The sequence below is a fragment of the Parasediminibacterium schistidii genome (assembly GCF_046546515.1).
In the GTDB taxonomy this organism is placed as follows: domain Bacteria; phylum Bacteroidota; class Bacteroidia; order Chitinophagales; family Chitinophagaceae; genus Parasediminibacterium.
Map to the genome: position 1 here is coordinate 31,535 of NZ_JBKHKJ010000003.1, position 21,407 is coordinate 52,941.

The window sequence follows — 21,407 nt, forward strand, 5'->3', positions numbered from 1 at the left end:
TTCTGGATTATTTTTTCTATAGGTTGGTGAGACACCAACCTATAGAAAAACAGCTATACCTCAGTGGCTTTGTATGACAATGATACCTTATTGAACCTGCCGCTGGCACTGCAAAAAGCCAGCTTCGATTCAATAGTGCTTACCGCTCAATGGAAAAACCCAAGCATTGGCAAACATGCCTTGGTAGCCCATTTGCTAGATAGCACCGTTTGGGATTTCCCTTCCAGCCCTGTTGCTTTTACCATAAGTGCCCCACTACCTGTTACCATCACCCATTTCAACGCCTCCCCTAGCGGCTGCGGGGCGATTGTATTGTGGGATGTAGCCGATGAAACAAACGTGCAAACCTATCAACTACAGCAAAGCGATGCCGCAGGCATATTTACCACAATGAAAACAATATTAGCAGCAAACAATGGCAGCAACAACAGCTATACCACCCAGGTACCCCAAACTACTACCACGGCATATTACAGGCTGCTATTGCAAACCAACACAGGCCAGCAGCTATACAGCCAAACAGCCAAAGTGCAAACGGATTGCTCGGAAAAAGAAACCCTTGCATTGCTGCCCAACCCTTCCCAAAAAGGGCGTAGCGCTAGCCTTAGCTACAAAAACGTTGCTTCCGCCAGCATACAATCTGCCATTGCCATATATGATGCTGCGGGCAAGATGGTTTACCAACAACCCGTTTCCTGGCAAAAAGGTGATAACCAATACAAGCTGCCTACATTGCCCACGGGCATGTACATCATTAAACTGCTGCACAATGGCATGGCGGTTAAATGGCAGGTGCTGTAAAAATTGCCACAAAGGCACGAAAACACGTAGCACAAAGAAAAGTTGCTTATTAAGTGCAAGTTTGGCCAATCTGTCACGAAGTAACGCATGTACAAAAATCATTACCGTACTCTTCAACCTCAACGGCTTTAAACCCCACACCGCCGAAAGTATCGGCTACGACAAAAACGCTGGCTTTATCTTCTTTTATATTCACAATTCGAGCGTGGATGAGGAGGAGCTTATAGTGTTAGGGTGAAGGCGTAGATTTGTCATAACAAACAGGCTGGTGTATGTTCTCTGAACTGTGCCTAGCCATTGCTTATTTTGAGATATTGACAAACATCCCTAAATTGTCGAAAGCAAAAAACAAGAACTCCGGCAAGCACGGGCCGGGAGTCCTGCGCCAGAAAATTCAAAGACTTTCCCAAGCATTTAATTGTTATTTTTAAATTTAATCAATATAAAAAATGTCAGATAAAATATTAGTTAACAACCAATCCTTTTTTTATGATAGTTTAAAATACATGTATAGTTTACGACCTAAAAACAAATATGAAATTAGGGGCAAATTAAGTGGTGTTTCATATTCAAGCAGTCCTGATACGTCCATTGAAAGTGGGCAAGATTTTCCAATAATATTACAAAATATAAGAATAATAAACTCTGCAATTGTGATTAATTGCTTTGCTTTATTTGAAAGTGCTTTTGAAAGTTGTCTTTTAAAGAACTTAAACACATCATCGTTGACTGGAGTTCAAGAGAAAATTGTAAGTAATTATATTAATGATATAATAAAACTAAGTAGCGAAGTACGTTATGCTGCAGAATTTAAGTCAATTACTGGCAAAAGATTGAAAGATTTTTTTTCTTCATTTGAATATGAAAAATATGAAATTATTAAAGAATTTTATTTACTCAGGAATTTAATTGTACATGGTTCAGCGACAAAGCAGGTTCATATCAATGTAGAAGCCTACAGTAAATTCGAGATGGACTTAGATGATAAAGAATATCAAAACTTAGTTGAATTTATAAAATCAAAAAAAAAGATAGAGGTTTCAAATCATCTTTTTTCACTTGATGTAATGTTGTCATGTAATGACATCATTGATATGCTTTTTGTTGCGGTAATTACTGTTTCTGCCAAACTTACAGAGGACGTCAAGTTATTCAAGTTTATAGATGAGAATAAAAACATTTTTAAAGCTGCTGGCTTCGCTTCACATTTATTTTAGTTACTCCAGCCAGTCCATTTTATTTAATCCCAACTAAAACAACACAAATAAAAGAAGTTCTGCTAGTGCTGTTTATTAAAAAGCACAAAGGGCATATAAGTACTTTGTACACCCAGATAAGTGGGTAAACTTTGTATTTATATGCCCTGTTGTAATAGCCTTAAACCGCTAAGAATAGTTTGCTATTTGTTTATGATTAGTTTTTTCAAAACTGATTCTTCTCCTTTTACTACTTTAATATAGTACATGCCATTGCTTAGGCCAGCTATATTTAGGGTGGTTGAAGTGCCAGCAGATGTTGTTTGTATCACTTGTTTTCCCGTACTGCTTACAATATATATTACCGAGTTTTTTACATTTTGCAGGGTGATATAATTTTTGGCAGGGTTGGGGTAAACTGTTACCGCTTGATCCGGTGCAGTTTCTACAGCCTGTACAAAGCTTTGGGCTGCAGCATGGGTGGCATTGCTGGTGCTTGTGATGCTCATAGAAGAAAGCTTGTCGTTAAAACTAAGCGAGGTAAGGCAGGAAACATCTGCCGTTAAGGTAAGGGAGGTGCCAGTAAGGCTATCGCCATCGTATAAAACAACTGAATATCCAGCGGGGATGCGTATGGAGGAGGCATCGTTATTTACACCGCCTGCTGCTACAATATTTGCTGTATAATAAGTGCCTGCTACAAAAGCTGCTGACCAAGTACCTCCATAATTACAATCTTTAAACAATTGCACCTCCTGTATAAACTTGTGCCAGTTTACATTTAGGCTGCCTGATTCGTGGTAGTACCTAAGTACATGGCTGCCAGCAGTAAGGGCAATATGGTTTTTAGATACGGTGGTATATACGCTCCATCCGCCTGTGGAGGCAACATTTACGGTGCCAGTAACATTTACGCCGTCTATCAACAGATGGTATGCACCACTTAAAGCGGTTGCTACACGGGTATTGATGGTGTATTTGCCAGTAGCGGCTACGTTGATGGAATATTCTTGCTACTCGCCGGTTGATAGCCATCCTACGTTATAACCACCTTCGCTACAAGTTTGTATGTCTACATCATCAAACCTGTACTGGCCGCCTGTATTGCCAAAAGTAGTATCGTGATAAGATATGCCTTCGCCACCTTTATCGTAATTCTCGGCTTCTATTTGCCCGGGCACGGTAGCAGCACTTGGACCAGGATAAGGTGCCCGTGTTTCTGTTACCCTTACTTGTGCTGTGTTGGCAGCATAGCTCCAGTTTGGTGCGTCGAAAACTGTTGAGGTAATGCTGTGCGAGCCTGAAACCACGCCAGTGTAAGTGGTAGTGTAGGTAACAGAATCGAAAGAATTGGAGACTTTGTTTATGGTTAGGCCTGTAATTTCTACGCCATTATCGTAAAACTTAATGGAAGAAATGCAGTTGGCAATATTGGGGCTTTTTACACCTGTGGTAAGCGTAAGTGTAGCTGGTGCAACATAGCTACTAGCGGTTACTTTGATGATTGCTTTAGGATCTACACCCAAAACTTTGGTACTAGCAACGCTAGTGCGGAAAGAATCTGCGTATAAGCCTATGCGGTTAATATGCCAATCTGTACTGCCTGTAAGCTGTAGGGTAGCAGATAATCTTAAGCTATCCATTTGAAAAGGCACAATGGGGTTGGCCAATTTGTTGGTTACTTTTAAGTTGTTTTGAAATACCATGCCCCACTTCACGAATGGATCGCTTGTTTGGGCGTAGGTATTATTGGTTGTTCCGTTTGCATTGAACAAATTGGCATCTGATACATAATTGAAAACCTGTGTAGTGCCTGTGAAACCCATATACACATTGCCTTTTGTTTGAGACCAAAGGCGAGAGGTAAATGCCTTATTGGTACCAGCCACGGTATCAAGCAAATCAGCCAATTCTGGGTAAGCTGCGCGGTAAGTGGCACTGCTGTAATAAAGGGCTTTTAGGTTGTTGAATTTAGTAATATAGGCTGCAATGGTATCTCTCTCAAAGGAAGAACTAACTGGTTTTGAACAATTAATCAGCACGTTATTAAAGAACCGATTAAAGTAACCATCGTGGTTATATTGCCCAATTACCCCGTTTACAACTATATTATAATTGCAACTATCTCCTGATGTATAATTATCTAAGTATAGTCCGTTGCCATTGGGAGAATCATGCAGGTAATTGTGGTTTAATTTATTGCCCCTATCTTGCCAATTGCCTGTGGCATAAAAACCACCCATGTCACTATATTCTTTTACCACATCGTATACTTCGTTGTACTCTAGTAGATTATTGTTGCTATTATCAAATTCAATACCTACATGGGGGCAATCGTGTATTTTGTTATAGGCAACATAGTTGCCAATGCTATTGCGCACATCTACGGCTGGAGAATAGAGGGGTATTGTTGTAGCATAAGAATAAATGTGGTTATTAATTACCTGATGGTTAGCAGCAGGAAGGGTTTTCAGATCGTTTGTGTATGCGGTGTCCCTTATAATAACACCCCCCGCCCCTACTAAATGTATGTCGGAGCTTTTTACGGTACAGTTGCTACCATTCTTTATATAAACGCCGTTGTTAGTACAGTAGCTGATATCAAAACCAGCAATAGTTACGTTGGTACAATTGTTTAACTGCACGCCATTGCTTGAGCCACTTACTATTTTAATGTTTTGAAACTGTGTGTTGGTTACATCGGTAGCTACTATTGCAGATAAATCGCCATAGCTAGAGTATTGGATGGTGCCTGTTGAGGGTACCCACATGTACAACATTTTGGTATTGAAGTTTACGCTCCATTCGCCAACAGTATCTATTTCTTCAAACAAATTGCTTACAAAATAGGGTTCCTTATAGTTGCCCGTTGGGCGGTTGTATTTATCGCCAATACCACCAGTTGTATAATCTTTTTGGGTAATGATCATACCAAGGGTATCGATAGATTTTGTTTTTATAAAATCTTGCACCCACGGCACACGCCAATTGCCTGCTAGCCATACACCTTCATCGGCTAAGGCTTTTACCCAGTATTTGGTGCGTAGGTTTTTGTATTTGAAGATACCGCCAGAGTCGGGCTTGTTTACTCCATTATACAATACACCGTTCATAGACATAGTACTGTCGTTTGGGTAACGGGATAGGGGCAATGTAACACCGTCTTGGTAAAAGCTGGGTACTTTTAAGTTGGCAACGCCAAATACACTTAACCAAACAGTAAGATTTTGTAAATTATAAGGCGTAAGATCTAACTGCATTACATGCGTTTTTGCAGCAGTATCTACAATCCTGTTTTTAACACTGTCTGGGATAGGTTGAAAGTCTGACCTATTTAAGGTATTTACGGGTTGAAAAATAGCCATTAGCGGGTTAACCGCTTTGTAGGTAACAGGGTAAGCTGCTGCCCTCGCATCTGTGGCATCTAACGAAAACTGTGGGTAAGTGCCATCTTGTAACCAGATAACACAAGGAACGGTAGTGTTTGCTTTGGCTACATCCCTTGCCCTGCTTAGGTTTACAGGTGTACCAGCAGTGGTACCATTACCAGATGAACTTCCCGTTGGTGATACATAGATATTGACCGTTTGGGCATATATATGGGAAGAAAGAAAAAGGGTGATAACAACCAAACATATTTTTTTGAGTCTAGTTATATATTTCATATGGCAAAATTTATTTTATTAAATGAAGAAAACCGTGGCGGTTTAAGCAGCACAGTGTCAAACTGGAAGACTAAGAATCGTTTAAACAACAGCTATTGAAGCAATCTATTTTGATATTAGGGTGGTTGTATTGTTTGTGAAAACCTTAAAAAGGAATAGTAAACACATGCAACAGGTTGTTGCATTGCTGGCAAAGCAAATCGTTGGTTAATCATACAGGAATCGTTATGGTGTAAAAGTGCGTTTTATTTATTGTTGCTTATTATCCCAAAAGAGCAGCTTTATGTGAAGATGGTGCAATAGTTTATTTGTGGGCTAGTTCACTTCAACTTAATCCTGACTAAAATAATAATAAAAAAAAAGAAGTGTTGCTTGTGCAGCTAATAGCGTGTACTTATCGGTTTGTTCTTTTTACTGCTCGTAAGCGGTAAAACTTCCCGAAAGTTTTCAACTTTCGGGAAGTTTGGTGTACATTTTGACTTACTTACTTGTACAACAAAAAAGAACATTATATGCAAAAAATAATTCCAAATCTCTGGTTTGATGGCAACGTAAAAGAAGCCGCTGAATACTACCTGTCAATTTTCAAAGACGGGAAAATGATAAATACTACTTACTATCCAATGACAGAAACAGAAGGACTGGCAGACTTTCAGAAAGATTTTGCAGGCAAAATTCTTACTGTGGAGTTTGAAATTTTAGGTATGCGATTTATTGGTATCAATGCTGGCCCATTATTCAAATTCACTGAAGCAATTTCGTTCATGATACCATGCAAAGACCAAAAAGAAATTGACTACTACTGGAATGCACTCACAGCAAATGGCGGTGAAGAAAGTGTTTGCGGTTGGCTCAAGGACAAATACGGATTAAGCTGGCAAGTGTGCCCTGAAAATTGGGAAGAACTCAATAAAAAACCTGGTGCATTCAAAAAAATGATGGGAATGAAGAAGCTAATTATTGCTGATTTTTAAAGTGAATTTACTTACGACAAGTGACAATTATTAAGTCCAGCTTGTACACGTCAGCTTAATCCTAAATAAAACAAGGCAAATAAAAAGGGTTTCTGGTGTACTCATGTGGCGCGTACCCTTCTATGGGTTATCGTAGCGTAGTAATCACCCCACCCTTTGGCATCCCTCGAGAGGGGAATTTGGCCACTAGCCCAGCCGTTCAGCTTTAATTGGTCACTTGTGCTTACCCAATAAAAGAAAAAAATACCCCTACCCGTTTTACCAGATAGGGGCATTGTGTATTTATAATCAACCCTTTTAAAAAATCACTTTGCCATCCCTTACCAACTGTGATACGGTATGCCCGTCTGCTTGTTTGGTAAAAGTGTATTCGTCTTTCTGGTCTTTCCAAGTTACGGTTAAGTGCGTGCGGGTGGCATCCCAGAGTGTTTTGGGAAGTTCTTCGCCATGCAGGTAGGGGAACAACAGGACTTTGAAATTTGGCGACGTGGAGCGTGAGGGCACCACTAGGCGTTTTGCAATGTCCATGCTGCGCAGATAAAACTGGTGCATATCCTCTGTTTTCAGGTTTTCAAAGGCTTCTAGCCTAGGGTTGGGTTCTTGGTTGGGTATGGCAGCTTCTGTGCTTTCTAGTACCCTCACCAAAAGTTGCGGATCGCCTTTTTGTGGGGCAAAACGGCCTACATTGTAAACGCCGCCCACGGTATTGTCCACTTCCTCCATATTGCGTTTCATGCGCTTGTCGCCCAGCACAATATCGTATTCACCCTGTGTGCGCTGATCCGACAAAGCATTAAAGCCCAGCGTCAATGCCCCTGTTTGCTGCTTTACGTCCACCAATTGCTTGATGGATACCAGTTCCACATCTAACTGCATAGGCATTGCCCACTCGTACAAATGTTCTTGGTTGTCTTTTTTAATATCATCCACAATCAACACATAATCATGCTTGCCTTTTACCAAGCCAGCCGTGCGGAAGGCATATTCCACAGGGTAGTTTTTTAGCCGCATTGGCCAGGTATCTTCGCCCCACATCAGTGGGTTGGTTTCCATGTTGCCATTGTAGTAGTCGGCCACCTTTCGCAAAGGGTCGCGTTGCGGCACTTCGTTGGGGTAATAGCGTTTCAGCTTGTCAGCCGTGTTTTTATACACGCCTTCTGCCCATTGCGGGGGCATTTGCTTGCCCACCATATTGTCTGCCACTGGCGATTTCAGCCAACTCCAATCGAAGCAGTATTTATAATCAACCGTGCCAAAAGTGGCTTCGGGCTTGTCGAAGTAGTTTTTCCAAGCAGCAGGGGTGGCAAAATAGCCTTGCCCACGACCATCAATGGTTATCACGGAATGGTACTTGCTTTCGGTGCTGCGCCAGCCATCCATCACCCAAACACGGCCATTAGCAGCCAGCCAAAAATTGCCCCTGTCCGCATGGTCGTGCGATTGGTACATCATGTCTTGCCTGCCATCAAACTGGAACATCAACCCATCCTTGCCCCATTTGTTCCTTGCCACCAAGCTACCCCTAGTAGGCACAAAATAAGTAAGCGGCATCTGCACGGGCGGTATGTTGTTGTACTGGGCAGCGGTTTTGTCGGGGTCCATGCAAAATACAAAGGCCGACACATCAGGTACTTGCTTAATGTCTTTGAACAAGGAGTTGGCATATAAGTAATCTATCTTGGCATCGGTGGGGAAAAAGTACTTCATGATCATCATCATCAACCAAGGTATGTCTGCCGTGCTGCCTGTATCGCCATGCGAATGCCAAAGTGCCTTGGCGTTGGGCGCCAAGGTATAAATCAACCAATCGGGTATGGCACGGAAATGCGGGTTGGTGAATGTATTGTAGGTTTTGTCCCTCCGGGCAATGGCAGCCATGGCCAGCAGGTCGTTTGGAAAAGCGTTGAAGGTATAAACGATACCTTCTGAACTCATGCCCTCGGGCGTGTAGGAATAGGTAAGGTAATCGCTCACAACGTCTTTCCCTCGCTCGAAAATGCGCTTGTCCCACCCTTTTTCGTTCTCAACCGCCAAGATAGATAGCGGACATGCAATGGACATGGCAATATGGTTCCATCTACGCCAATGTGGGGGCATCTCCATGCCTAGGCCATAATGGCCATAAGTGGCTTTGGTGTAAAATTTAATGAACCATTGCTTGTCGGCAGCCGACATACCAGCAGCAGTAAAGTCGAACAACTTGGCAATTTCGCCATTTGTGTACAAAGCTTCTTTTACTTCCATGGCGTGTACTGGGTTCACTGGCTCGGCATCAATATGCAGGCAAAGAGCTTTTAGGTAACGGGCAGCAATGGTGCCTGTTTCGGTTAAAAGTGCTTTGTCGCTATTCAGTTGTGCCAGCAAGCCCTGCACGGCCAACAAATTGCCTAGTTCTTTAGCTGGCAGAGAGTCTTGCCCGGCAACCAATTCCCTTGTTTTTAGCAGTTGGTAATATTGCCCCAATTTGCCATCGCCCTTGTGCAGCTTGTCCAAAGCATCGTTTGCTAGTTGCATAAAGCGTTTGCCCATGGTGGTGGTTTCCAAGCGGCTTTTGATGGCTGCAAATTCATCGGGCGAGGTAAAGATGCGTGGATGAATCCCGTTGGCAGGTGTCTTGCCTATTTTAGACATATCGAAGCCCTCTGCATTTGGCACAAGGGTTTGCTTGTATGGGTTTACCCAATGCATCGTGCCGTTTAATGCTTCCTCTGCGGTAAAAGCCCTTTTGGGCTGCTCTAGAAGCCTTGCATCATTGGCAGCAAGGGTATCATCTGCCCAATATTTAAATGTCTCTTGGATAGACTGGGCAAAACTGTGGGATGCGATAAGCGCACCTGCCACCACTAGGAACTTTTTCTTCATATTCATACTCTATATTGCTTGTGAGGTTATTATTGCTGTTTTATTATTAAATGATATACTAACTTTTTTAGGCTTCTTTGAGCGAATCTTGTAATCAACCACTTTGCCTTTTTCCCATTGTATATCTACCGTAAAGCCGCCTCTTGCTTTTAATCCTTTTACTAAGCCACTAGGCCAAGCAGCAGGAAGCGCAGGTAGTAATATTATCCCATCATCGGTTGATTGCATTAACATCTCGGCAACGGCAGCAGTGCCCCCAAAATTGCCATCAATCTGGAATGGCGGGCAAGCATCTAGCAGGTTGGGGTAAGTGCCTCCTGGCCCGTTATAAATAATAGTATCGCCTATTGGCGGAAGATAGCGCAATAATTCCCTATACATTTTATAGGCATGGTTGCCGTCCTTTAGCCTAGCCCAAAGGTTAATTCTCCAACCCTTGCTCCAGCCTGTTGTTTCGTCGCCCTTAATCTCTAACGTTCTTTTACAAGCATTAGCTAATTCAGGTGTTTTGTCTAAGGTGATATGGCTGCCAGGAAACAAGCCAATCAAGTGTGATTGGTGGCGATGTGTAGGCTCGGGGTCCTTCCAATCGTAATACCATTCTTGCAGGTTTCCCGCTGCTCCAATTTGATAAGGGTGTAAATTATCCAATTTGTTTTGTAGCGCAGTTACAAAACCTGCGTCAACTTTCAAGGCTTTAGCTGCTTTGATAGTGCTGATAAAACATTCCCTTATAATGGCCAAATCTGCAGTGCCGCCATACAATACCGATCCATTGTAGCCTGCATCTGTAATAAATGTGTTTTCTGGAGAGGTAGATGGGGAAGTTATATAATTGCCTTTTTTATCTTTCACCAAAAAGTCCATGCAAAACTGGGCGGCACCTTTTAGTATGGGATAACCTTTTTGTTTTAGGTAAGCCGTGTCTTGCGAAAAGGAAAAATGTTCCCAGATATGTGTACTCAACCATGCCCCGCCCATCGAGAAATTGCTCCATCTTGGCCTGCCTAGCCTATCACCAACTGGGTTGCTCATTGCCCAAATATCTGAGTTGTGCCCACAACACCAACCGCGGCAATGATAGAAGTTGCGGGCATTGGCAGCCCCTGTTTTAGAAATGTTTTCAATCTGCCCCAATAAAGACAGATGCAATTCGGTGAGGTTGGTTGTTTCGGATGGCCAATAGTTTTCTTGAGCGTTAATGTTGGTGGTGTAGTTGCATTGCCAAGGTGGGCGTACATAATAGCTCCAAATACCTTGCAAGTTGGCTGGCAAGTTGGGGGTGCGGGAGCTACTGATTAGCAAATACCTGCCAAAGTTAAAGTACAAAGCCTCCAAAGCCTTGTCCTCTACACCTGTTGCATATTGCTGCAACCTTTCATCAGTGGGCAATGCTTTATCGGTTTTAGGCCATCCTAGCTGCAAATCTACCCTTGCAAACAAACGCCTATAATCTGCAATATGTGCTTTCTTTATGGCATCGTAGCTTTTGGCCATCGCTTTGTAAACAATGCTTTGCGCAACTGATTTATAAGGCTTCCCTTGTTTTACAGGGTCTTTATCAAAACCATTAAAACTTGTTGCCAACGATACATAGATAATAGCCTCTGTTGCACCCGTTATTTTAATGGTAGAATCACCTACTATTTGTTTACCATCCTTGGCCTTTACTGCCATGTTGGCACCAAAATGAATACCCCTGTTTTCATCATAAAATATTTTACCGATGGTACCTCGGGCAGATGCATCCTGCCTGTAAGGCGCATAGCCAACAGCCATAATACCGTTGTTGCACTTTTCAAAACCGTAGTGAAGCACGCTATTAAAGCCCAGCTCAAAGTTTAAGGCTGCTTTTTTACTTGCTTTTAGCTTGATAATAATCAGCTTATCGGGATTAGAAACCAAGTATTCCCTATCGTAGTTTACACCGTTTACAGTATAATGCACTTTTGAAATGGAACTATCCAAATTAAGCCTGCGATAATAATTTGTTACTGCTGTGTCATGATCCATTTGCAGGTAAAGCGTACCTAAAGCCATGTATGCCTGACTGTAATGCCCCTGTAATTTTTTTATTAATGTATCTGCCGCAGGATAATCCTCCCTTTGCAAAGCCTCCCTTACTGTAGGTAGGTTTAGGTAATAATCTTTATAAAGCGTATCGCTTACCGGCTCACCCGACCATAGTGTGGCATCATTCAAATAGATTTTTTCTTTTGCAACACCACCAAATACAGTAGCACCTTGTGTGCCATTGCCCAATAGAAGGCTCTCATTAAAAAAGCGGGCTGGCTTATCAAACCATAGCACTTTGTCAGGTGATTGCGCATTTGCCAACATCAACCATAGGGTTGATACAACGGCTAATAGAATTTTACTTATATTCTGTTTCATGTGTTTACTTTACCATGGTTTTAAGCATCTCCTGCATATTCTCCCAGCCTGCTTCATGGTCTTTTGCATCTTTGCTACTAACAATAACAATTGACTGCCCGGCAGGCAATAGGTAGCTTTTAGGGATAGCAAGCAAAGGGCTGGCATTGGGTGCAGTAGAAAGATGAATGCTTGAGGGAATACCTTTAATAATTATCCCACCAAAATTTAAGGTTGCATCGGTAGTTGACCCATTAAAGAAGATGGTGTATTGCTTTGCGTTCAAGTAAACCTGAAAAGCAATAACCCCATCCTTACTAGGCAATTGTTTTACAATTGCCTCCCCCTTTGCCCAGGTTGTTTTTATCTCGGCTATAAAATGATAATTGGTAGATAGCGGATAATGATGCTCCACATTTTCCCCTTCACCCGCTTCATCCTGCATCAGTATTTCTGTAATAGGGGCTTTTGGCAACCTAAAAGGCACTTCTGCCGCCTTTAGACTTTTGTAGTTGTGGTCATGGATTTTCACAATCAAATCGCCATAAGCATATTCATTGTTGCCTAATTCCTTGATTTTCTTGGGTGTTTCCGCCAAGGCCGTGCCACCAAAAACTAGGCTAATTACGCCATCTATGCCATAAGCTGCAGCTTGGTCTTTCAATGGTTCGATACCTAACAATCCAATCACCCTGTCTGGTAGCCCTAGCCAAAGTTGCATTCCCTTCCAATCTACCACTGGCCCTTTTGTTGAGCTTCCATATTGGTGCAACTGATATGACCCTGCAACAGCACTAAAATCCTTGCCCATCACCACTGAGCTTTTCAGTTTGGAAGTAAGCCAAGCATAAGCAGTTTTGTTTATGCTGCCGTCTTTGCTAACCACATCTTTTTTTGTACGAATGCGGGAGTAAACACTCATCAAGGATGAAGATAATTTGAACTTGTTATCTGTAGCTTGCAAACCCATGATGGTGGCAATGCCAGGCTCATTATCGGGTATATCCCTTACGGTGGCTGCATAGTTGAATTGCCCATACCATGCCCTTGGCCCACAAATATTCCTATCTATTACCGTATAGTTTTCTGGCAGTGGCACTGGCTTTATATCGTTCCTGTACCAGCCAATATTGGGACGTGCGTCAGGCCAGTTCTTTAAGTCTGGCTTATCATTTTCACCACCCAAATCCAATATCCAGCGCAAGTATGGATTTCCAGTAATGCTTGCAACAGGCTCCCCGCCACATGGGCGGGCATTATTGGCATTCCAAGTCCCTTTCCAAGAAGGCACTGTCCAAAATTCGCCTAAACGGCCACTAGAAACTGGTCCATACCATTCCGTTCGCCTGAGTAATTCGAAGCATTTTTCATCACCAGTTACTTCATAATAACGGGACAAATAAGACACATCTGCATCATGGTAAGCATGCGATTCATTTTGATGATCCTTATAAGCAACTGCCCCATCGGCATATATATTCTTTGCCTGCACTTCCATTAAAAACTTCGATTTGGCAAGCAAAGTATCATCATGCAGGAACAAACCAAAATTCAGCAGCTCGTAAGACAATGCAATATCTATATTGGCATAATCGCCCTGCCTGTCCTTGGCTTTGCCATACATAACCCTTGCCCCTATTTTCATCCCCTCCTTTAATTTCTCTTGTTGGCTTGGCAATAAAAGATTGGGGAACAATTCGGCAAACTCACGCAAAGCACAGCTTGCAGGGGCAATGGCAAAGTCATCGAATATCTGTTGCCCTGCTTTTACTTCCTTCCCATTAAGCAACCCATCCACATAAGCTAAGTACCTACGCAAAAAACGCTTGAAAAGTTCAGGATCGCCACCCATTGGGCTGGCGGGGTTAACTAACAGCCAAAGCATGGCTTGCAACCTAACTGCAGTAGCACGGGAACCATATGCCCCCCCGTTTTCCTTAAATATTTGGCTTGTAGGCGTTATTTTCCCCCATACAATATCTTCTTTTTTTAGTTCATCTTTTGCTCCTGCAACCAGCCTTTCAATATAGGGGTTGCCATCTTTTACCTTCGGCATCTTCAATGCGCTTATCAGGGAAACATCATTGGCTTTTGCCACAAATAAAGAAGGTGGTTTATTAATATTAGCCGCAATATCCGCCAAGACCACCGAAGCCTCCTCAGGCAAATTAGCAGACATGTCATTCTCCGCCTGTTCTATTGCCATTTCAAAAACTACTTTCTTCCATTTTTCAGGCTGGCTGCCTTGCGGCAAAGCACCTACTTTGTTTTTTAACAAAACAAGGCTGTCGCCAACTGTTGGCTTTGTTTGTACTTGGCCAAACGTTTGTAAGGAAGCCAATAATCCTATTAAGTAAAGAAGCTTTTTATATTTCATAATCAATTTATTTATGTTTTTAGCTGCCAATGCACCAAGGCAAGAAGTTGAACTAAGACCAGTTGAACCCTTCTTGGAGTTCTGAATTGTAACGTTCCTGCAAGTTTAGGGGGTAAACCCTGCAAGTTACGGGGTATCCCTACGAGTTATAGGGGCATCCCTAAGAGTTATAGGGGCATCCCTAAGAGTTATGGGGGCATCCCTAAGAGTTATGGGGGCATCCCTAAGAGTTATGGGGGTATCCCTAAGAGTTATAGGGGCATCCCTAAGAGCTATAGGGGCACCCCTAAGAGTTATAGGGGCATCCCTAAGAGTTATAGGGGCATCCCTGCAAACTCGTAATTCAAAGACCTAGGGTATATCTATTAAACAAAAACCCTCAAAGCAAAAACACTTGGCATAAGAATAAAAGGAAGCGCAAAACCTCCTATTTATTACTTACTACTACTTCACTGGCAACTCCCAATTATCTGTCCTGAAAACAGCGGCGGGCAAGCCAGCCTTGTTCCAAAAGTTCAAATCGGGTGTAGGATGATCTGCCCAACCATACCTTACTGACTTAGGGTTTGCCACATTAGGGCTTGTAACCACTACTTTATCCCCTTCTATCACGGCATTACCTACATAAAATTTCTTATCCTCCCCTGCTATGGAGAAGCCGCAAAGTGCAGTGTCTTTGGCTACCAAACCTCCGCCAATATGGGTAAAACTAAGTATGGCTTTGCTGCCTTTAAACTCCACGCTTTTGTACAAAGGCCCGGAGTATTCTACCTTTTGGTTATACGCCATTGCCTTTGCTGCCAATACCAGCCTTGCACCCAGGGGTTCTTTTCTTTTGTAATGTACATCTCCATCAGGTTCTACCAAATCTGTGGTAACTAGTAATGCAGTATTTGGCTCGCTCAATGCGGAACGTTGCGCATCGCTAACAGTTGCAATGCCACTTGGCAAGTTGGGGTCTAAGGTTTTCTTCCTGTTGGGGCAAAGCTGCACGATGAAAAAAGGTATATTGCCTTGCCCCCACTCGCTACGCCACTCTTTTATCAAGGCAGGCAACAATTGGTAATAAGTGTTTGCCCTACCCACATAGCTATTGTTTTCCCCTTGGTACCATACCATGCCTTTGATGGCGAAAGGGATTAGCGGGGCAATCATCCCATTGTATAATACATTGGGGCCTCGGTAATCGCCCACCATGCCAGCAGGCACTGGTGGGTATGGCAAATGCTGTTGCTTGGCAGCTTCTTTATCTGCAATGTATTTATCTACAATAGGTTTCATCTTTTCTTTTCTTCGCTCGTATTCGGCACGGGCAATTGAGGGATTGTTATTGGCATCTTTTGGCAACCCTATATCCACCAAAGTCTTTTCACTAATCCAAGCTTCAATGGGCGTTCCGCCAAAAGATGAATTGATTATGCCCACTGGCACGCCCAATTCTTTTTGCAACTTACTTCCATACCAATAGGCCGTAGCAGAAAATGTTTTGGTGGTTAAGGGGCTAGATGCCACCCATTTGCAAGGCACTTCGGTTTGGGGAGTGTCTTTAGAATTGTGGGGAATGGTCACCAAACGGAGCATGTCGTTCGCAGAATTGGCAATTGCTTCTTTGCCAGCAGTGTCATAACTCAATGAACGTTCCATATTGCTTTGCCCTGTACACAACCAAACTTCGCCTACTAAAATATTTTTAATAGTAATGGTGTTCGTTCCTTTTATGGTTAATGTGAAAGGGCCACCAGCTTTTAATGGCTTTAAACTCACTTTCCATTTGCCATCCATTGCGGTAGTTGTTAGCTTTTGGCCTTCAAATTCCACAACTACGTTCTCGCCTTCTGAAGCTGTTCCCCAAACAGGCACGTTGGTTTCTCGCTGCAACACCATGTTGTCGCTGAACAGGCTGGCAGGTTTCACTTGTGCCTTGGCATTTGTACCTACAACTGCCAGTACTAGCCCTAAAATTAATTTATTCATATACTTCACTTTTTATTAAAAACATTTTTTAGAGACCTCACCCCAACCCCTCTCCAAAGGAGAGGGGCAAGAATAGAACCTCTGAGATTTTTACTAAGACAACTATGTCTCGTTACTTACCAGAGGTCATTTCATTTACCTACATTATAAATCATAAACCAAAGCTTTCATCCTAAAAATGGCTGGGGCAGTTGGCAATGGCGGGTTAATGGTAGGATTTGATTTTATCCTGTAAACAGGGGTCTTTTTGCTCCATAACAAACCCGCCTCATCACCATTCATTAAAGTATTTTTTTTCCATTTCCCTTCACTAAAATTGCCTTCCCACACATCCCTAAGCCATACTTCTTTGGCGGGGTTGATTGATTTTGCACTTACGTAAATATTCTTCCCCGCCACAATACATTCATTCTCGCCTGTTTGTATCACTATCCCGTAGGTTGTTGGGTATTTTCCATTGGCGTACAAATCTTCGTTCCTTTTTGTATAAGGCCTTGTCAGGTGAACATTCAACAACACATCATTCCCTAATGCAATAAAACCGCCAATTGTATCGTTTTCATTCCTGTAAAACCCTTTCATTTTTCCTGAACCTTGGTATTGCAAGATGAATGGTGCCATCTGTTGCAACATCCCATACTCCAGTTTCATAGAATCTGTTTGATCATCTATGCCAAATGGCGAGAAACAAATTGCATTTAGGTTAGCAAAGGCGTATGTGGCTCTGCCAGCAATAGCTTTGGTTTCAGGAATAAACAATGGGTTGTCGTTCCGATGAAAAAAGCCCGCTTGCAAGTCAAAGTCGTCCCCATAAATATCAGGTGAGATAATGTCTATTGCAGGGGCGGCAGCTTTCCAAATATCTGCCACCATTATTATGGGGCCACCGCTTGGGTAGGTGCCAGGCTTTGTATAATTTGGCCTTGCTTCGGGTTTAGGGGTTGCTGGCATCCAACAGTTTATATAAGTGGGCAAAGCATAGATTTTTTTGCCAGCTAGCGCAATTTCATTTACAAAAACCCCATAGTGCCAAGCCATGAAAAACAAATCAGTAAAATCTGTTTTGCCAAAAACTTCTGCCCAACTGCCCTTGGTTTTTGAGCCATTTTCTTTCCAAGCTGCTTTTAATTCTACCTCTATTGTTGGCTCATTTTTAATTAAGTATTGCAAAAGCGACTGTGGCACTTCTTTGGAAAAAGCTTCGTTTGCTGGAGGGCTAAAGTCGCGGGTTTGGGCAAAAACCCCCACTTCATTTTCTACCTGCATTGCCAATACTGTGTTTTCTATTGCATCTACTTTTGCAATATGTTTCATTACTTCAACGTATGCTTTTTTGTCTGCTTCTAAAGTAGCATTGCAAAAGGCAGATAAGGTTTGCGTGTTTTTACCATCGGCATTTTTTACCCGCCAGTATTGTTCAGTGTTTTGCATCAACCACATTGGTGCATAAGGCGAAATCCCATTTTTCCAAGTGGCAAGCCAAAGGAAAACTATTTTTAAATTGTTCCTGCGAGCCAAAGACAATGTTTGGTCAATGCTTGAAAAATCGAATTGATTTTCTTTAGGCTCAATCAATTCCCAAGATATAGGAACAAAAACAGTGTTTAAGTTGGCACTACTTAAAGTTTTCATTGTGCTTTCCATATATGCCCTGTTGCTGGCAGATGAGTTATATAGCTCACCTGCAAGCATAAGAAAGGGCTTGCCTTTCACTACCATTTGTGTAACCCCATACTTATTCTTTTGCAAATGCGGCAGTTGTGCATAGCCACAGCAAAAGAAGAAAGCAAGAAACGTTACCAATATATTTTTCATACGCAACCACGGGTTGTTTAGCATTTAATTTTATTCTTTTTCCAAAACAAGCACATCCATTGCTTTTACAGTTACTGCTTTTGCCGTTTTGTTGGTGAATATATCTTTCATAGGTGTCGACAGCTCTATTGGCTGGTCTTCCTGAGAAAAATTTATGGCATACATATAGCTTTTTTTGTCTTTAAGCTCGGTAATGTCCACTAGCTTATTAGCACACTTAGCCAAAGGGGAAATATGTGCGTTTGCGATAAAATCATGAACAAGTTCATTAATCATACTGTCAGAAGGCACAGTGCCTATATAGTAAACTGCACCTTTACCTACCCTGTTTTTTACTACGGCTGGTTTGCCTTTTAGAAAACGGCTTTGATAAGTAGCCAAAACTTCAGCAGAAAGTGGTTTAAAATGGTCATACCATAAAGAGCCAGTATATCCCTGGTTAATGGAGTGGCTTGGAAAATCAATAGCCGTATTTTCTTGCTTTATCAATGCAAACTGCTCTTCCATTTCTATACCAGCCAATGATTCAATCCCTTTGTTCAGTAACCTGCCAAAAGATTTCATGGATGGATTCCTCAGGCCTGTCATGCAGGTTATCACTATGGTACTCCCGTTTTCTGCTGCCTTTTTCAATTGGGCACATAGTTCTGGAGTAACCAGTATTTGTGCAGGCACAAGCACCAAGGGATAAGCACTTAGGTTGTCTGTTGGTGATACTATGTCTGTTGTAATTCCCTGCTCACGCAAAGCCCTGTAATAAGCATAGATGTGGCGCATATACCTGAAATCTGAGCTTACTCTGCCATCCTCAAAAGCCCAATCGCATTTAAAATCCCTCAGTACAGCCGCTTTTGCAACAGGGAAGGCATTACCAAGTAGTGCTTTTATCTTAGAAAGCTCGGATGAGGTTTGCTTTACTTCTTCATACCTTCTCCTAGGGATATTATCTGCGTCTAGCACGCCGTTCATCATTTGCTCGTGGGCATATTCAAATGTCCGGTATGGGAAAAACAAGATGCTTTCTGCCCCGTGTGCAAGCCCTTGGTGACACCACAAACGAACCATGCCTGGCTCAATCATTTTCCTTTGTTTGCCAGCAGTCCTAGAGATTTGTTGTTCAGTAACCCAAAACGGCTTTTTGCTTGCCCCCCTTATTTGCGACAAAGCCATTGAAGCCATTGCTGGATGAAAATCGAAGTTATCTACCGGGGCATATTCATTCTCTAATGTCCAAGTGTAAGGGTAATTGTCAATAGATAAAAAATCGCAGTTGCGGGCAAGTTTATACATATCTAATTTGTAAATAAACCCACTTGAGCAAATATTGTGTGTAACCTTCAAACGAGGGGCGATCTTTTTAATGGCATTTCGCTGAAGGTTAAAATAATCGATGGTGCAGTCGCTATAAAATTCCTGATAATCTACAAAACACCCTGGATTATCTCCTTTTCTAGGGAGGAATACTTGGTTAAAATCTGTTAAGTTCTCACTCCAAAAAGCCAAGCCCCATGTTTTATTAAGGGTTTCAAGAGTCTTGTATTTTTCTTTCAGCCAGCTTGCAAATTTTTGCCTACAGGTTTCGCAATAGCAATAGGGGTCTTCCGCCATTAATTCATTGTCAATCTGAAAGCCCTCTACATTGGGATTATTGGCAAAAGTTGTAGCCAATTGTTCGGATATTTTCAATGAATATTGCCTGTAAGATTCATTATTAAGGCAAGCGTGCCGCCTTTTTCCATAGGGTTTCCTTTGCCCGGTTTCGGTGACTTGCATTATGTCTGGGTATTGGTCAAACATCCATTTAGGGATGGCGGCTGTTGGCGTGCATAGCAACGATTTCATTTGGTACTTGCCCAAGGTATCCACTGTCTTCACCAGCCAATCCAATGTATAGGTATGGTTATCAGGCTGCATGTTAAACCAAGCAAAATCTCCCATCCTCACTATGTTTAGTCCTCCCGCCTTCATCAATTGTGCATCTCTAGAAACGTTTTCTATTGGAAAATGCTCTGGATAATAATCTGCCCCCAATTGGAAAGATTGCCCAAAACAAAATGAAGCAATGTGGAAGAACACAATAAATATGGTTGTAAATTTTTGCAATATTTTCCTTTTTTAATTATTCAAATTCTTCAATACCAAATCCGCCAACCTCTCCCCAATTTCCTTTTTGCGTATGGGGTGTATATCATCAAGTTCACCCAAATCGTCCGTGGGCACCATTGCTGTGTTTGGGATAGACAAAGCTGCTTTTTGAGCTTCCCAAAGCTTGGGCAATAAATCAGGTGTGGCATTTTTTACTGGCCAGTCTTTATAAGCGAACGGAGCTATCTGCACATAATAAAAAGGGAAACTGCCCTCGCCCCATGCTTTTCGCCAACCACTTACCAATGCTTCCATCCGCTTTGCATAAAACATCCCATCCCCCAAGTTGGTTTCTCCTTGGTACCACAAAACCCCATGGATGCAGTAAGGGATTATTGGGGCAACCATGGCATTGTAAAGGCTGGAAGGGTTAGGATAGCTTAATTTATGACCTGACTGAACTGGCAGTGGTGGCCTAGAAATCCATTGTTCAGAGGGAGGCACTACCGATAAAGTATCCATCACCTGAAATATTGCCTTTTCCCATTCTTCTTTTTGCAAATGCGTGGAAGTGCTATAAAGGCTGTCCCCAACCTCCAATGTCCGCCTTTCTTTTTCAAAATCATTGCTTTCTTTCAAAATGGATGGCGGCGTCCAAGCTTGTATAGGCGACCCTCCCCAAGCTGCATTAATCAAACCCACAGGTACATTTAATTCTTTGTTTAGCTTTTTTGCAAAAAACCACGCAACTGCTGAACCCCAATAAATGGTTGCCGAATCGGTACAAACCCGCCAAGCTACATTGGTTTCGGGCAAAGGCAATCCAGAACTATAGTGTGGTATTTGCAAAACCCTAATCGTTGGATGATTTACATCCTTCAATGCATCCTCATAGCCCTGCACCCCACGATACATTTTGTATTTGCCCACGCACATTTCCATGTTCGATTGCCCCGAGCAAAACCAAACTTCCCCAACCAACACATTGGTAATGGTTATCTTGTTCTTGCCTTCAATTTCCATTACCTGCGGTTGGTTATTGGCAGGCATCGGTTGCAGCCACAACATCCATTTGCCTTGCTTGGCAGTGGTTGAAACTTTCTGCTCCCCAAAAGTAAGCCTCACTTTTTCCCCTTCCTCCGCAGTACCCCAAACTGGCACTTTCGCATTGCGCTGCAGCACCATATTGTTGCTGAAAACATTATTGGGCTTCACATTGGCATTGGTATTTTTTACCAGCACCAATAACAGCAAAACGCAAGCAAGCTTCTTCATATTTGAAAAT

12 protein-coding genes are annotated in these 21,407 nt (G+C 42.4%); 3 read left to right on the forward strand and 9 right to left on the reverse strand.

From position 1 onward, the window contains the following. Positions 1–63 precede the first annotated feature (63 nt). Both ACHFIY_RS02465 and ACHFIY_RS02470 read left to right on the forward strand, forming a co-directional pair. Positions 64–801: a T9SS type A sorting domain-containing protein gene (locus ACHFIY_RS02465; RefSeq protein ID WP_410844466.1), complete on the forward strand. Its 738-nt coding sequence runs from the start codon at positions 64–66 to the stop codon at positions 799–801. Between the two features lie 449 nt (positions 802–1,250). Continuing rightward, positions 1,251–2,018: a hypothetical protein gene (locus ACHFIY_RS02470; protein ID WP_410844467.1), complete on the forward strand. Its 768-nt coding sequence runs from the start codon at positions 1,251–1,253 to the stop codon at positions 2,016–2,018. A 182-nt stretch (positions 2,019–2,200) separates the two neighbouring features. Here ACHFIY_RS02470 and ACHFIY_RS02475 read toward each other — a convergent pair whose 3' ends face one another. Together ACHFIY_RS02475 and ACHFIY_RS02480 are read right to left on the reverse strand one after the other, a co-directional pair. Further along, on the reverse strand, positions 2,201–2,998 hold the full coding sequence (locus ACHFIY_RS02475) for a T9SS type A sorting domain-containing protein (RefSeq protein WP_410844583.1): 798 nt from the start codon (positions 2,996–2,998) through the stop codon (positions 2,201–2,203). A 12-nt stretch (positions 2,999–3,010) separates the two neighbouring features. Next, positions 3,011–5,662 (reverse strand): right-handed parallel beta-helix repeat-containing protein, encoded by a 2,652-nt coding sequence (locus tag ACHFIY_RS02480; protein WP_410844468.1) that lies wholly within the window; start codon positions 5,660–5,662, stop codon positions 3,011–3,013. 512 nt (positions 5,663–6,174) lie between these two features. Between ACHFIY_RS02480 and ACHFIY_RS02485 the strand changes: the two genes are divergently transcribed. After that, positions 6,175–6,636 carry a VOC family protein gene (locus ACHFIY_RS02485; RefSeq protein WP_410844469.1) on the forward strand — a complete coding sequence of 154 codons (462 nt, stop codon included), beginning with the start codon at positions 6,175–6,177 and terminating at the stop codon, positions 6,634–6,636. A 297-nt stretch (positions 6,637–6,933) separates the two neighbouring features. On the opposite strand, the gene ACHFIY_RS02490 is transcribed toward ACHFIY_RS02485, so the two are convergent. From ACHFIY_RS02490 to ACHFIY_RS02520, 7 genes are all read right to left on the reverse strand, one after another. After that, the gene (locus ACHFIY_RS02490; protein WP_410844470.1) at positions 6,934–9,498 is read right to left on the reverse strand and encodes a heparinase II/III family protein; all 2,565 of its coding nucleotides are present in this window, start codon (positions 9,496–9,498) and stop codon (positions 6,934–6,936) included. Positions 9,499–9,507: 9 nt separating this feature from the next. After that, positions 9,508–11,892: a glycoside hydrolase family 95 protein gene (locus ACHFIY_RS02495; RefSeq protein ID WP_410844471.1), complete on the reverse strand. Its 2,385-nt coding sequence runs from the start codon at positions 11,890–11,892 to the stop codon at positions 9,508–9,510. Between the two features lie 4 nt (positions 11,893–11,896). Continuing rightward, positions 11,897–14,248 (reverse strand): hypothetical protein, encoded by a 2,352-nt coding sequence (locus ACHFIY_RS02500; RefSeq protein ID WP_410844472.1) that lies wholly within the window; start codon positions 14,246–14,248, stop codon positions 11,897–11,899. Positions 14,249–14,692: 444 nt separating this feature from the next. Further along, on the reverse strand, positions 14,693–16,222 hold the full coding sequence (locus tag ACHFIY_RS02505; RefSeq protein WP_410844473.1) for a sialate O-acetylesterase: 1,530 nt from the start codon (positions 16,220–16,222) through the stop codon (positions 14,693–14,695). 144 nt (positions 16,223–16,366) lie between these two features. Then, a complete protein-coding gene (locus ACHFIY_RS02510; RefSeq protein ID WP_410844474.1) occupies positions 16,367–18,037 on the reverse strand; it encodes a GH35 family beta-galactosidase in 1,671 nt (556 codons plus the stop codon). Between the two features lie 30 nt (positions 18,038–18,067). Beyond that, a complete protein-coding gene (locus ACHFIY_RS02515; RefSeq protein ID WP_410844475.1) occupies positions 18,068–20,140 on the reverse strand; it encodes a beta-galactosidase in 2,073 nt (690 codons plus the stop codon). Positions 20,141–20,152: 12 nt separating this feature from the next. Further along, the gene (locus tag ACHFIY_RS02520; protein ID WP_410844476.1) at positions 20,153–21,397 is read right to left on the reverse strand and encodes a sialate O-acetylesterase; all 1,245 of its coding nucleotides are present in this window, start codon (positions 21,395–21,397) and stop codon (positions 20,153–20,155) included. Between the last annotated feature and the right edge of the window lie 10 nt (positions 21,398–21,407).